This window comes from Streptomyces sp. SCSIO 30461 (assembly GCF_037023745.1).
In the GTDB taxonomy this organism is placed as follows: domain Bacteria; phylum Actinomycetota; class Actinomycetes; order Streptomycetales; family Streptomycetaceae; genus Streptomyces.
This window is the reverse complement of the sequence record NZ_CP146101.1, coordinates 7,987,880-8,001,204: the sequence shown is the minus strand read 5'-3', so window position 1 is coordinate 8,001,204 and position 13,325 is coordinate 7,987,880. Positions and strand designations below refer to the sequence as shown.

Annotated in this window: 10 protein-coding genes and 2 pseudogenes; 5 read left to right on the top strand and 7 right to left on the bottom strand. The window is 71.0% G+C overall.

The window, feature by feature from the left end:
- Window positions 1-55: 55 nt before the first annotated feature.
- A complete protein-coding gene (locus V1460_RS35960) occupies window positions 56-3,196 on the top strand; it encodes a glycoside hydrolase family 3 protein (protein WP_407077579.1) in 3,141 nt (1,046 codons plus the stop codon).
- Between the two features lie 175 nt (window positions 3,197-3,371).
- Here V1460_RS35960 and V1460_RS35955 read toward each other — a convergent pair whose 3' ends face one another.
- Window positions 3,372-3,929, bottom strand: coding sequence for a DoxX family protein (locus V1460_RS35955; protein ID WP_338677782.1), 558 nt, complete (start codon window positions 3,927-3,929; stop codon window positions 3,372-3,374).
- Window positions 3,930-4,108: 179 nt separating this feature from the next.
- Between V1460_RS35955 and V1460_RS35950 the strand changes: the two genes are divergently transcribed.
- Window positions 4,109-5,419, top strand: a complete 1,311-nt coding sequence (locus tag V1460_RS35950) for a phytase (RefSeq protein ID WP_338677781.1) — start codon at window positions 4,109-4,111, stop codon at window positions 5,417-5,419.
- Between the two features lie 369 nt (window positions 5,420-5,788).
- Window positions 5,789-6,442, top strand: coding sequence for a hypothetical protein (locus V1460_RS35945; protein WP_338677780.1), 654 nt, complete (start codon window positions 5,789-5,791; stop codon window positions 6,440-6,442).
- Between the two features lie 4 nt (window positions 6,443-6,446).
- Here V1460_RS35945 and V1460_RS35940 read toward each other — a convergent pair whose 3' ends face one another.
- The 3 genes and pseudogenes from V1460_RS35940 to ribA all read right to left on the bottom strand — a co-directional run bounded on the left by V1460_RS35940 (window position 6,447) and on the right by ribA (window position 8,571).
- The gene (locus V1460_RS35940) at window positions 6,447-7,406 is read right to left on the bottom strand and encodes a D-2-hydroxyacid dehydrogenase family protein (RefSeq protein ID WP_338677779.1); all 960 of its coding nucleotides are present in this window, start codon (window positions 7,404-7,406) and stop codon (window positions 6,447-6,449) included.
- Window positions 7,407-7,542: 136 nt separating this feature from the next.
- A pseudogene (locus V1460_RS35935) lies at window positions 7,543-7,656 on the bottom strand (sterol-binding protein); the annotation flags it as partial.
- 237 nt (window positions 7,657-7,893) lie between these two features.
- Entirely contained in the window at window positions 7,894-8,571 is a 678-nt protein-coding gene (gene ribA / locus V1460_RS35930) for a GTP cyclohydrolase II (protein ID WP_338677778.1), read from the bottom strand.
- 111 nt (window positions 8,572-8,682) lie between these two features.
- Between ribA and V1460_RS35925 the strand changes: the two genes are divergently transcribed.
- Together V1460_RS35925 and V1460_RS35920 are read left to right on the top strand one after the other, a co-directional pair.
- Window positions 8,683-9,417, top strand: coding sequence for a creatininase family protein (locus V1460_RS35925; protein WP_338677777.1), 735 nt, complete (start codon window positions 8,683-8,685; stop codon window positions 9,415-9,417).
- A complete protein-coding gene (locus V1460_RS35920) occupies window positions 9,414-10,328 on the top strand; it encodes a RibD family protein (protein WP_338678370.1) in 915 nt (304 codons plus the stop codon). The genes V1460_RS35925 and V1460_RS35920 overlap by 4 nt, the downstream gene beginning before the upstream one ends.
- Here the strand turns inward: V1460_RS35920 and V1460_RS35915 are convergent.
- The 3 genes and pseudogenes from V1460_RS35915 to V1460_RS35905 all read right to left on the bottom strand — a co-directional run.
- A pseudogene (locus V1460_RS35915) lies at window positions 10,227-11,171 on the bottom strand (YbhN family protein); the annotation flags it as partial. The gene V1460_RS35920 and the pseudogene V1460_RS35915 overlap by 102 nt on opposite strands.
- Window positions 11,168-12,208 (bottom strand): methyltransferase domain-containing protein, encoded by a 1,041-nt coding sequence (locus V1460_RS35910; RefSeq protein WP_407077578.1) that lies wholly within the window; start codon window positions 12,206-12,208, stop codon window positions 11,168-11,170. The gene V1460_RS35910 and the pseudogene V1460_RS35915, both read right to left, overlap by 4 nt.
- Window positions 12,205-13,299: a glycosyltransferase family 4 protein gene (locus V1460_RS35905; protein WP_338678368.1), complete on the bottom strand. Its 1,095-nt coding sequence runs from the start codon at window positions 13,297-13,299 to the stop codon at window positions 12,205-12,207. The genes V1460_RS35910 and V1460_RS35905 overlap by 4 nt, the downstream gene beginning before the upstream one ends.
- Window positions 13,300-13,325: the final 26 nt, after the last annotated feature.

Below are 13,325 nucleotides of genomic sequence, written 5' to 3'. Positions count from 1 at the left end.
GTTGACTCACGGCCGGTGAACCACAGCCGGCGCCGTCGTCAGCGGAGGAAGCCTTATGCACCAGGCAAGATCCCGGCTCAGCAGTCCGAGAGGACTTTCCGGATTCACAACTCGTACGGCACTCGGCAGAACCGCCGCGCTCGTGTCCGCGTGTCTGCTCAGTGCCCTGCTCCCCCTCAGCTCCGCCACCGCCACCAGTGCCGTGGTGAAGGACTTCCCGTCTGTCCTGATCGACCGGTTCGAAGGCGAGGTGCCCTTCGCCGGTCCGCCCGCCGACGGCATCTTCGCCTGGGGCAGCGATGCGGACGACCATCCGCGGCTCGCTCTCGTGGCGCGCTCCGACGCCCCCGAGGGCGGCAAGGTGCTCCAGGGCTCGTACGACATCAGCGGGTGGGGCGGTTTCACGCACAACTTCGCCTTCGACGACCCCGCACAGGACTGGACCGTGCACCGGGGTGTCCGCTTCTGGTGGTACGGCCAGAACTCCGCCCCCCTGCCCGCCGGTACGGGAAAGCGCATCCGCTTCGAGATCAAGGACGGCGGGGCCGACGGCGAGGCGTCCGAGCTCTGGACGGCGTCCTTCACCGACGACTGGCAGGGCTGGCACCAGGTCGAGATTCCCTTCTCCCAGCTGGAGTACCGCACCGACTACCAGCCCGTCGGGGGCATCGACCGCGTACTCGGACTGACCGAGATGTGGGGCTACGCCTTTACCTTCCCGGTCGGTGTGCGGGGCGACTTCGCCATCGACGGACTGGAGTTGTACGGCAGTCCCGACCCGTCGCGCACCGCGCAGCTCGCCGTGGACAGTCCGCTGGTCCAGGTGCGGGAAGGCGGTTCGGCCGCGTACCGGGTGACTCTCAGGACGTCAGGGAACGTGCCGATCGAGCAACCGGTGACCGTCGCCTACGCCACCGAGGGCGGTGATGCGAGCGCCGGTACGGACTACACGCCGGTTTCCGGCACGGTCGTGTTCCCCGCGGGCACCGCTTCGGGTGCCTCCCGCACGATCGCCGTGCCCACCCGTTCGGACGGGGTGGCCGAGACCGCCGAGACCGTGGGCATGAAGCTGACCGTCACCGGAGCGAAGGCGCCCGCCGAGGTGCCGAAGATCGTGATCGACGCGCATGGGATGCCGTATCTCGACGCCGGCCTTCCCGTGCGCACCCGGGTCGCCGACCTGGTCTCGCGGATGACCCTGGAGGAGAAGGCCGGTCAGATGACCCAGGCCGAGCGGGGCGCGCTCGCGACGCAGGAAGACATCACGACGTACGTCCTCGGCTCGCTGCTCTCCGGCGGTGGCTCGGGGCCCACCCCCAACACCCCCGCGGCCTGGGCGAAGATGGTGGACTCCTACCAGGCACGTGCCATGGCGGGCCGCTTCCAGATTCCACTGATCTACGGTGCCGACGCCGTGCACGGGCACAACAACGTCTCCGGCGCCACGATCATGCCGCACAACATCGGCATCGGCGCGGGGCGGGACACGGCCCTCGCGGAGCGCACCGGAGAGGTCACGGCTGCCGAGGTGCGGTCCACCGGGATCCCGTGGGACTTCGCACCGTGCCTGTGTGTGACCCGCGACGAGCGCTGGGGGCGGTCGTACGAGGCGTTCGGTGAGGACCCGGCGCTGGTGACGGCCATGGAGACGGTGATCCGCGGCATGCAGGGCGCGGCGGACGGCAGCGATCTCGACCGCTCGGACAAGGTGTTGGCCACCGCCAAGCACTTCGTGGGCGACGGCGGGACCGGCTACGGCACGTCCACGACGGGCACGTACACCATCGACCAGGGTGTCACCCGGGTCACGCCCGCCGAGTTGGAGGCGGTGCATCTGGCTCCGTTCACGGAGGCGGTGAAGTACGGGGTCGGCACGGTCATGCCGTCGTACTCGTCCGTCGACCACATCGGCGACGGCCTGGGCGCGGTGAAGATGCACGCGAGCACCGAGCTGATCAGCACGGTGCTCAAGGGTCGGATGGGCTTCAAGGGCTTTGTGATCAGTGACTGGCAGGCCATCGACCAGATCCCGGGCGACTATGCGAGTGATGTGCGCACCTCGGTCAACGCCGGAGTTGACATGATCATGGTGCCCTATGCGTACCAGGACTTCCGGCGCACCCTGGTCCAGGAGGTCCAGGCGGGGCGGATCTCCCAGTCCCGGGTGGACGACGCCGTCTCGCGCATCCTGGAGCAGAAGTTCCGCCTCGGGCTGTTCGAGAAGCCGTTCGCCGACACCGCCGGCCTCGCACAGGTCGGTTCGGCCGCCCACCGGGCCGTGGCGAGGGAGGCCGCGGCCAAGTCCCAGGTGCTGCTGAAGAACGCGGACGGCGTGCTCCCGCTGCGCACCTCACAGAAGGTGTATCTGGCCGGGTCCAACGCGGATGACCTGGGCAACCAGGCGGGCGGCTGGACCATCAGCTGGCAGGGCTCGTCGGGCGCCGTCACCACGGGCACCACGATCCGCCAGGCGATGGAGAATGCGGCGCCCGGCACCGTCACCTACTCCAAGGACGCGTCAGCGCCGACGACGGGCCATGACGTGGGCGTCGTGGTGGTCGGCGAGACTCCGTACGCGGAAGGCGTCGGGGATGTCGGCAACGGCCATGACCTGGAGCTCTCGACCGCCGACAGGAGCGCCGTCGACCGGGTGTGCGGGGCGATGGAGTGCGCCGTCCTGATCGTCTCGGGCCGCCCGCAGCTCATCGGCGACCGGCTCGGCGGTATCGAGGCGCTGGTGGCCTCCTGGCTGCCGGGCACGGAAGGCGACGGTGTGGCGGACGTGCTGTACGGGAAGCGGGCGTTCAGCGGGCAACTGCCCGTCACCTGGCCGAAGTCGCAGGCGCAGCTGCCGATCAACGTCGGCGACGCGGTATACGATCCGCAGTTCCCGTACGGCTGGGGTCTGACGACGTTGAGCGCGGTGCCGGCGGGCGGTGAGGTCACGCTGAAGGCGCTGGCGGCCGCGGCGCAGGCGCTGCAGAGCGCGCAGGGCCCGGCAGCCGCGAAGTCGGCCGGGGGCCGAGCCATCGCGGCGAAGGCCCGGGCGATCGTGCAGCAGCGGATCGGGCAGCAGATGACCGCGGCGGTGGCGAAGCCGTTCGCCTGGGCCGACCATCTGCTGCTGGCCGGGGATCTGAAGGGCGCGGTCACGGCGCTGACCACGTCCTACCGGGCGGTGAGCGGCACGGGCTGACGGCCCGGGAGTACATGCGCAGGCCCGAGCCCGCTTCGGTGGCGCCCGGGCCTGTGCCATGCGGGCCCTGCTGGTGCGGCCGCCGTCATGGCGGTCTCGGGTGCCGGTCGTGTCACGGCTGGTCGTGTCTCGGGTGCCGGTCGTGTCTCGTGTGCGGTGCCGGTCGTACCGGCCGTCACACCGGGCTGCCCTTGAGCGCGAGCACGAGCACCGCCCCGATCCCGCCCGCGAGCAGGGCGAAGGCGAAGGCTCCCCAGCCGCCGTCACGCCACGGGAAGAACCGGTCGACCGCCAGGCTGCCGGGGCCCACGGCGGCCACCGTGACTGCGGCCACGGCGATGATCATCGGGAAGGCGATGCCCGTGGCAGCCCACAGGTCCAGCTTCTCGGCGACGGAGATCGCGTTGATCATCACGCCGACGGCGGCGGCGGCGGCGAGCGGGGTGAGCAGCCCGATGGCCAGCCCGATCCCGCCCAGGAACTCGGACGTCCCCGCCAGGCCCGCGTAGACGGAGCCGGGCCGGTAGCCGAGATCGGCGAACCACTTTCCGGTGCCGTCGATGCCGGATCCGCCCAGCACCCCGAACAGCTTCTGGGCGCCGAAACCGGCCAGGATCACACCCGTGGCCAGCCGCAGGAGCAGCAGTCCGGCGTCGGCGGCGCCGACAGCGAACGGGGCCGGTCCTGCACCATGGGCAGGGGAGTGCCTGGCACCCTCGGTGGACGTGTTCATAGTGGAGTCACCTCCGTATCGATAGTGCGCCCTCGCCGACGGGACCGTCCAGGAGAGTCCCGGAGCGGCCCTGTTCATGACGTGCACATGCGGGCAATTTGCGGAGGTCGCCGGGATGTCACCTCCCGCTCCGAGCCTCAGCGGGTAGCCGTTCCGTCACTGCGACAGAGGAGTACGACGTGAGCTTGAGGACGACCACCGCGGCCGCTCTGGGTACGGTCCTCGCGGCGCTCGCCGCAGCAGCCCCCTCCGCAGCAGCCCCCTCCCCGTCGGCGCTGCCCGCCGTCACCCCGCGCGCCGAGACGCCCACGCTGTACGACGACGAGGCGGGCGGCAACGCCGACGCGGACGACCCGGCGATCTGGCGCAACGCCGCCGACCCGGACCGCAGTCTGGTGATCGCCACGGCCAAGGAGGGCGGGCTTCGGGTCTACGACCTGGATGCACGGCAGATCCAGTCGATCGCGGCGCCTGCCGCGGAGCGCCCGGACGACGCCCCTGGCCGGTTCAACAACGTTGACCTGGTGCAGGGGCTGCGCCTGACGGACGGCAGCCGGGCGGATCTCGCCGTGACCACGGACCGCGGCCACGACCGGCTGCGCTTCTACCGCATCAGCGGTGACAGTCGCCGCTCCGGACACCGCTCTGGCCCACTGACCGACGTCACCGACCCCGCGGCGCCCCCGGTCTTCTCCAAGGACCGGGACGAGATCAACGACCAGCGGACCGCATACGGGCTCGCCACCTGGACCGACCGGACGAGCGGCCGGTCCTACGCCCTGGTGAGCCGGCGCAACCACACCGGCGTCGCCCTGCTCGAAATAGGTCCCACCGCCGCGGGTACGGTCACCTACCGCATGATCCGCAGCCTGACACTGCCTTCCGCCTTCCGCCTTCCGAACGGGACTTCCTGGACCCCGTGCGCCGAGCCGGGCGAACTGCCCCAGGTCGAGGGCATGGTGGTGGACCCTGCCAGCGGGATGCTCTACGCGGGCCAGGAGGACGTGGGTATCTGGCGGGTCCGGGCGGACCTGAAGGGCACCCCGAAGCTCATCGACAAGGTCCGTGAGTACGGTGTCCCCGGCACGTACGACGAGCAGACCGAGGAGTGCGTCCCCGGCGCCGACCCCGGCTACGGCGGCTCCCGGCTGGCGGCCGATGTCGAGGGCATGACGCTGCTGACCGAGCCGGACGGCGACGGATACCTGCTTGCGTCCAGCCAGGGCGACAACACCTTCGCCCTGTACGACCGGGAGTTGGGCGACCACAACGAGTACGAGGGCGGCTTCCGCGTCACCGCCGCATCGGCTGCCCTGGACGGCGCCGAGGAGTGCGACGGTGCAGCCGTACTCAACGCGCCCTTGGGCAGGCGCTATCCGCGCGGGCTGCTGGTGGTCCAGGACGGCCGTGCCACCCCGGTGGAAGGCGACCGTGAGGCGACCGGCTTCAAGTTCGTGGATCTCGGCCAGGTGATGAAGCGGCTCCGGTAGGGCTTGGTCCTCGTTCGGGCCGGTGGCCCCGGACCTGTGATCCCGGACCCGTGCCCCGGACCTGTGCCCCCGGTCCACCCGCCCTTCACGAAAGGGCGGTTGCCCTTTCGTGAAAGCGGTTGCCCGCGGGCCTGCCCCGACAACTCCTCCGGAGGCGAACGCACGCCGTCAGAACGGGCATCGAGCGGTGGGACTGCCGGGCTCGGCCGAGTCCTGTCCGACCCCGGCCACGGAGACCACGGGGACGGAGCCGGTCGCGTGCGCGCACACCACCCAGGCCCTGCGGCGGGTCACCGCGGTGCCTGGGTGGCGGCCCCTTTCGTCCTGATGGATGCTGAATATCCAGGGGAGCCGAGAGGGAGGCGCGCCATGACCCGTACCGCTGAGGCACCCCGCCACATCAGTGGCCTGAGGGGGACGCGCTACGGCGAGATCCTGCTGATCTCGCCCGACGGGCCCGACGGGCTCAAGGCGGCCGTGTACAACACGCTCGGGCTCAACGACTGCCCGGAGAGCTGGTGGAACGGGCTCGACCCCGGCTCGCTGGCGGCGGAGTTCAAGGTGCCCATGGTGCTGCTCAACGGTCCGCGCTACTGGGCGATCGACGAGCTCACGGCCTTCGCGGTCGGCGGGGTGAGCACCTTCGACGGTGTCGAGGCGCGGCTGGTGGCCGAGGTGAACATCCCCCCGGAGACCGACCCGACCGGGGCCACCCCGAGGAAGCCCTACGTCGACATCACGGTCAAGCGGGACACGGAGTACATCCTGGCCCGGGGCAAGCCGATCCACATGCTGCACGACAGCGATGGCCGCGCCTACGTCCTCCAGGCCTACGCGCACATCGTGGACGACAGCCTGACGCTGGACTCACTCCCCGAGCTCGGCGGTCGGCTGAGCCTGCCGGACGGCTGGTCGTTCGAGGTGCGGACACCCCAGGATGATCTGCACGTGCGGACGGTGGACGGCGAGGCGCATGTGGTCCAGGACGAGCTCCAGAACACGTACATGTACCTCCCCCGCTGATCGGCTATCCGAGCCGGCGGACCGGTGCCCCGTCCAGATACGCCCGGATGTCCTCGACGGCCTGCCCGTAGTACGTCTCGTAGTTGGCCCGTGAGACATAGCCGAGGTGCGGGGTGGCCAGCAGACGCGGTGTGCTGCGCATCGGGTGGTCGGCCGGGAGCGGCTCGATGTCGAAGACATCGACGCCCGCGCCGGCGATGGCACCCGCCCGCAGGGCGGCGATCAGTGCGTCCTGGTCCACGATCGCGGCCCGCGAGGTGTTGACCAGATAGCTTCCGGGCCGCATCAGCGACAGTTCCGACGCACCCACCAGACCCCGGGTGCGGTCGCTGAGAGCCAGGTGCACGGAGACGAAGTCGCTGCTCTCCAGGAGCTGTTCCTTGGACGCGGCAAGGGTGACGCCGACCTCGTCGGCGCGTTCCCCGGTGAGGTTCCGGCTCCATGCCATGACCTCCATCCCGAAGGCGAGCCCGACCCGTGCCACCCGGCTCCCGATCTTGCCCAGTCCCAGCAGCCCGAGCCGCCGCCCGTGCAGGTCCGCCCCGAGTGTGGACTGCCAGGGCCCGCCATCGCGCAGGGCGGTCGCCTCGTCCACGATGCCCCGCGCGAGGCCAAGGAGCAGTGCCCAGGTGAGTTCCACCGGCGGGGTCGATGAGCTGGCGGTGCCGCAGACGGTGACACCGTGCCGCTCCGCGGCCGCGAAGTCGATGGCGGAGTTGCGCATACCGGAGGCGATCAGCAGCTTCAGCTGAGGGAGTCGGCCGATCAGGGCGGCCGGGAAGAAGACCCGCTCGCGCAGGGTCACGACGATGTCGAAGTCACGCAGCGCGGTGACGAGTTCGTCCTCCGAGGCGAAGTGCTCGCCGAAGCAGACGACTTCCACCTCGTCGGTGACGGAAGACCAGTCGGTGATCGTGGTCGCGACGGACTGGAAGTCATCGAGCACTGCGCAGCGCAGCTTCATGTCAGCGGTCTCCCCTGGGCGTTCTGTGGTGCGGGACTGCGTCCATCATCGCTGTACGGGGGATCTCACCGCTGTCGGCCTGATCCGCGGCGACAGGCCCTACCGCGTGCGCGGACTCGTTGGCCGGACCGTGCCCTCAGGGCGCCGTGAACAGGGTCGGGAAGCGCGGCGCGAGCCAGGGCTTCCGGCCCCAGGCGATTACGCCACCGCGTGCCATGGCCCCCCAGGGGCCATGACGGCCCAGGGCCACGCCGCGCCCTCCCCTGCCCCGCCGTGTGTCCGCGTACCCAGTCAGGCAGCGGAGCCGGCGGTAAGGGGCAGGCGGCCGGGAGCGCCGGGTCCGGCCGTGGACCGGTGGCGTCGACCATGGTCCGGCCGGACCATGGTGGCTCTTCAGCCCTCTCGGCTCAGCCTGTTCCCGCTCGGCTGTCCCGGCTCGGCGGCCTCGGCCCGGTCGTTTCAGCCCAGCCCGATCAGCCGAGTCGTTTCAGCCCTGGCCCGAGGCCTGGTCCAGGCGGTCCAGGTGGGGCAGCAGATGCCCCATCCGCTCCCGCTTGGTCCGCAGGTAGGCGATGTTCTCCTCGCGCGGTGCCGTCAGCAGCGGTACCTGCTCGGCGATCTCGATGCCGTGCTTGAGGAGGTCCTCGCGCTTTCTCGGGTTGTTGGACATCAGGCGCACGGATCGCACCCCGAGGTCGTGCAGCATGTCCGCCGCGACCTGGAAGTCCCGTGCGTCGGCCGGGAGTCCGAGCGCGAGATTCGCCTCGACGGTGTCCAGGCCCTCGGCCTGGAGCTGCATCGCCTGGAGCTTGGCCAGCAGACCGATCCCGCGGCCCTCGTGACCCGTGAGGTACAGAAGCACCCCGCGTCCCTCGCGCACGATCGCGCGCAGCGCGGCGTCCAGTTGGTCGCCGCACTCGCAGTGCTTGGAGCCGAAGGCGTCTCCGGTCAGGCACTCCGAATGCACACGGGTGAGGGCGCCCTCACCCTCGATGTCGCCGTAAACCAAAGCGATTTGTTCGTCGCCGCGAATGCGGTCCAGGTAGCCGACGGCGAGGAAATCGCCGTGTACGGTCGACAGTCGGACATTTGCCCTGCGTTCGACGCAGGATGCACGTACCGTGTCCACCTTCGAGCCGACGTGTGAGCCATCGGTATCTATCATGGCCAGATCATATCGGGTAACCTCAAGCGATGGGCCAGGAATCGGCGAGAAGTTTTCAACTGATCGCTGAAACGGCCGGTATGAAGAGGAAGAGTGAAAGGGTCGGGAAAGATGAGTGGCCCGCTGGACACGACAACGGACGACGTAAGGGATGGACGGGCCACCGTGGCCCTTCTGCCCATCGGCAGTTTTGAACAACACGGGCCGTTCCTGCCGCTGATGACGGACACGGTGGTGGCCTGCGCCATCGCCGCGGAGATCGCCGCCGCCTACCCTGTCCACTGCCTCCCACCTGTGACGATCTCTTGCTCACACGAGCATGCGGACTGGCCGGGGACCGTCAGCATCTCCGCTGCCACGCTCTACGCGGTCGTACGGGACATCGCCGAATCGCTCCGCCGCTCCGGTATCAGGGACCTCGTGCTGGTCAATGGGCACGGCGGAAACTATGTGTTGCGCAACGTCGTTCAGGAGTCGGCCGGCACGGGTACGCGTATGGCGTTGTTCCCCGGCTCCGCCGACTGGAGTGCGGCGCGGGAGCGTGCGGGGGTGCGCACATCGTCGCACAGCGATATGCATGCGGGTGAAGTCGAGACCTCGATCCTGCTGCACGATCATCCCGAACTTGTCCGGCCCGGTTATGAGACATCCGATTTCGTTGCCGACGACCGGCGGCATCTGCTCACTCTCGGCATGAATGCCTATACGGAATCGGGTGTCGTGGGACGGCCTTCAATGGCATCTGCGGAAAAGGGAAAACAATTGCTTGCCGGTCTCGTCGAATCGTTCGGTGACTATTTCTCACTTCTCACCGAGCCCGTCGACACTCTGGGGGAGACGCGATGAACGGACCGCTTGACGCGGCCGGAGCCTGGCAGCGGCTGCTCACCGTGCGCACCGGGGCGGACGCGTCCGCCGCCGGGCTTGTCAGCGACGAGCACGGGCGGTGGCACTGGGCGGTACCCGCCCTGCCCGAGGCGGATGACCTCGCCGACCGCTATCTGTCGCTGTGCCTGGCCGGACCCCGCTTCACCTTCGCCCAACTCGGGCAGAGCCTCGACGGGTTCATCGCCAGCCGCACCGGCGACGCCGACTATGTCACCGGCGAGGAGGACCGCTGCCATCTGCACCGGCTGCGCGCCCTCGCCGACGCGGTGCTCGTCGGAGCCGGTACCGCCGTCGCAGACGATCCCCAGCTCACGGTGCGCGCCTGCGCCGGTGCCAACCCGGTGCGCGTCGTGCTCGACCCGCACGGCCGAGTGCCGCTGGGCCACAGGCTGTTCACCGACGGAGCCGCCCCGACCGTGTGGGTGCTGGGTGCCGGCAGCGAGCACGTCGCGTCCCGGCGAGTCGAGGGCGTCGACACCCTCGTGCTGCCTGACCGTGCCGCGTTCAGCCCGCGCAGTCTGGTGCACGAGCTCGCGGGCCGCGGTCTCGGCCGACTGCTCGTGGAGGGCGGTGGCGTCACAGTCTCCCGCTTCCTCCACACTGGCGCGCTCGACCGGCTGTATGTGACCGTGGCGCCCGTGCTGCTCGGTGACGGTGTACCCGGGCTCGCCTTCCCCGGCCCCGCGCGGATGCGCGATGCCCTGCGGCCCCCCGTACGACGGGCGACCCTCGGGGAGGACACCCTCTTCGAGCTCGATCTTCGGGCGGCGCGGTCCGGTGAGCCACTGGACGGCGAGGACGGCGAAACCGGGCAGGCTGGCGACAAAGGCCAGCAGCCCGTAGACCACGGCGACGCTCAGCCCCTGTGAGGCGCTGAGTCCGGCGGTGCCGAAGGCCCAGGCGGTGACACCCTCCCTGGGCCCCCAGCCGCCGATGTTCAGCGGGAGGGCCATCGCCAGCAGCGCGAGCACCATCAGCGGCAGCAGTTCGGCCGCCGGGGCGGTCGCCCCGGCGGCCCTGGCGGCGACCAGGAACATGCCGAGGTGGCCGGCGAGTACGGTGACCGACGAGAACAGCACCCCCGGCCAGCTGCCGCGGGCGAACAGACCGCTGCGCGCCTCGGCCAGCGTGGTCCGCAGGGTACGCCCCCAGCGTGAGGCCGGCCTGGCCCTCACACTGCGCAGGGCGAGGGCCACCGACCCGCAGCCCAAGGCGAGTACGGCCAGCACACCGGGCGAGGTGATCAGGTCGCCGACGGCCCGGCCCGCTTCGCCCAGCGCGAGGGTGGGGCGTCCGACCAGCAGCAGCACGCCGACCGTGATCAGCACCGCCTGACCGGCGACGCGTTCCAGGACCACCGCCCGTACACCCCGGCCGATGTCTCCCTCGCTGCGCCCGTGCCGCACCGCGCGGTGCACATCGCCGAGCACCCCGCCGGGCAGCGCCGCGTTCAGGAACAGGGCACGGTAGTAGTCGGCGACCGCCCGCCCGAGCGGCAGCCGGATGCCGAGCCCTCGAGCCACCAGGCACCAACGCCAGGCGCTGAGCACGGTGGTGAGCAGACCGAGACCGAGGGCGGCCAGCACGACAGGGAGGTCGACTCCGCGCAGGCCCGCGACGAACGCGCCGGTGCCCTGCCACCACACCATCCCCACCAGGATGGCCGCCCCGGCGAGTATCCCGGCGCGTGCCCTGACCGCCCGCAGGATCATGAGGCGCCGGCCCCCGCTCCACCGCCCGTACCGCCACACACCGTCCCGGGCAGTGCCAGTACGTCGCTGTGGTGCAGCGTCACGCTCAACTCACCCGCCGCACAGGCCGTCAGGCGGCGGTTCAGATAGGCGCCGGCCTCCGCCGCGAGGTCCGGCCGCTGCTCGCAGGCGGCGCCGACCCAGCCGCGCAGCCACTCGGCGGCGAGCGGACCGGTCCCCGTACTGTCGCCCAACCGCCATGGACTCGGCTGCACCCGCACCGTCATCCCGTAGCGGGCGAAGGCCACCGACGCCGCCGCGACCGCGTCCGGGCCGAGCAGCCGGCGTCCGTCGTCCAGCCGGCGCTGATGCGCGTTGAATGCCTCGGTGATCTCGGCGTCCAGTGCATCGGCCGGTTCGATGTCCACCCGGCCCACCACCGACAGCGCCAGCAGAACCGGGCTGCGGGCTTCGGCACACGCCGCCGCGAGGGCGTCGAGCTCCTCGCGGGTGAGCAGGTCGAGCAGGGCGGAAGCCGTCACCAGAGAGGTGCCGTCGAGGGCCGCCGTGTCCAGCAGGGCGATGTCGCCGCACCGGGTCGACACGGTGACGGAGCTGCCGTCGGCGGCCGTGCGCGGCAGCCGGGAGGCGGCGAGCGCCAGCAGATCGGGGTCGTGGTCGTGCAGGATCCAGTGCTGGGGGCCGTTGAGCCGAGGTGCCAGCCAGCGCCCCATCGAACCGGTACCGCAGCCGAGGTCGCGGATCACCAGCGGGGCATCCGTCCTCGTCGCCGCCATGTACCGGCTCAGTGGATCGAGGAGTTCGGGCGCGCGGGCGGCGGCGTCCGCGCTCTCGCGCAGCGTCAGCCACTCGGGGGCGAAGCGTGGGCGGTCCATGGTGTCTGCCGCACCTGCCCTGTCCGTGGTGTCCATCGCGTTCCTCGCGTTCGCCGTGTCCGCTGTACCCGCCGTGTCTGCCCTGTTCGGTGTGACTGCCGTGTCCGCTGTGTCCGCGGTATCGCTCGTGGCCGCCGCGGCCATCGTGTTCACCGTGGTCATGCGGCCTCCCGGGAGTCTTCGCCGAGCCGGTCCAGCGCCGCGGCCACTCCGCGAGCCGTGGCGTCCCAGCCGGTCAGCGCGGCTCGTCGGCCGTGTGCGGCGGACCTGGCGCGGTGGCGTTCACCGGGGTCGCCGAGCCAGTGGCGCAGCGCCGCTGTCAGAGCGGTCCGGTCGTCCGGCGGTACGAGAACCCCCGGTACGTCACCGTCGGGCGCCCGTCCGACGGCTTCCGGCAGTCCGCCGACCGCGGTGGCCAGCACCGGGATACCGCGGGCCAGAGCCTCGGTGGCGACCATGCCGTAGGTCTCCGCGTGCGAGGCGAGCACCAGCAGGTCGGCGCTGTCGTAGTACGCGTCCAGTTCGGGTCCGGGAGGACGCGGGCCCACCAGCCGGACCCGGTCGGTGAGTCCGAGCTCCGCGATCAGCGCCCTGAGCCGGGAGACATACGCCGGATCCTGGCCAAGACCGCCGACACAGTCGCAGCCCCATGGCAGATCGGCGACCGCCGCGAGCGCCTCCACCAGTTCGTACTGGCCCTTGCGCGGGGTCACCGACGCCACGCACACCAGGCGCGGAGCGGCTTCCGTCGCCGTGCCCGCGCTGCCTCGGGACGGCGGAGCCGGATCGGCCCCGGGCGTCGCGACATGGACTCGCCGGCGGTCGAGACCGTGGTGTCCCACCAGTCGTTCCGCCGCCCAGCCACTGGTGGCCACCACTGCGGGGACCGCCCGCAGTGTCCTGCGTTCGGCGGCGTCGAGGGCGGCGGCATCGGCCGGGTCGAGACCCGTCTCGTCGGCCAGCGGCAGATGGACCAGCACCGCGAGGCGCAGCCGCCCGGATTCGGCTTCCGGGACGATCACCTCGGGCGCGGCGCAGGCGACCAGACCGTCCATCAGCACGAGGCTTCCATCCGGCGACTCCCGAAGGACCCGGGCCAGCTCCGCCAGTGCGGCGGCGTCCGGCCGCGGCCAGTCGCCGGCCACGGTCCGCTCGTCCACCCGCAGGCCGAGCCGGGGCAGCTCGGCGCACACCCGGCGGTCGTAGGCGTTTCCGCCGCTCGGAGTGGCGGGATCGTGGACGCCGGCCGGCATCACGATCCGCACCGGGGAGGTGGGAG

Bases quoted from the DNA above. Each gene is read 5' to 3' on its own strand.
- V1460_RS35960 (WP_407077579.1), top strand. From the start codon at position 56: ATGCACCAGGCAAGATCCCGGCTCAGCAGTCCGAGAGGACTTTCCGGA.
- V1460_RS35955 (WP_338677782.1), bottom strand. From the start codon at position 3,929: ATGAACACGTCCACCGAGGGTGCCAGGCACTCCCCTGCCCATGGTGCA.
- V1460_RS35945 (WP_338677780.1), top strand. From the start codon at position 5,789: ATGACCCGTACCGCTGAGGCACCCCGCCACATCAGTGGCCTGAGGGGG.
- V1460_RS35940 (WP_338677779.1), bottom strand. From the start codon at position 7,406: ATGAAGCTGCGCTGCGCAGTGCTCGATGACTTCCAGTCCGTCGCGACC.
- ribA (WP_338677778.1), bottom strand. From the start codon at position 8,571: ATGATAGATACCGATGGCTCACACGTCGGCTCGAAGGTGGACACGGTA.
- V1460_RS35925 (WP_338677777.1), top strand. From the start codon at position 8,683: ATGAGTGGCCCGCTGGACACGACAACGGACGACGTAAGGGATGGACGG.
- V1460_RS35920 (WP_338678370.1), top strand. From the start codon at position 9,414: ATGAACGGACCGCTTGACGCGGCCGGAGCCTGGCAGCGGCTGCTCACC.
- V1460_RS35910 (WP_407077578.1), bottom strand. From the start codon at position 12,208: ATGACCACGGTGAACACGATGGCCGCGGCGGCCACGAGCGATACCGCG.
- V1460_RS35905 (WP_338678368.1), bottom strand. From the start codon at position 13,299: ATGCCGGCCGGCGTCCACGATCCCGCCACTCCGAGCGGCGGAAACGCC.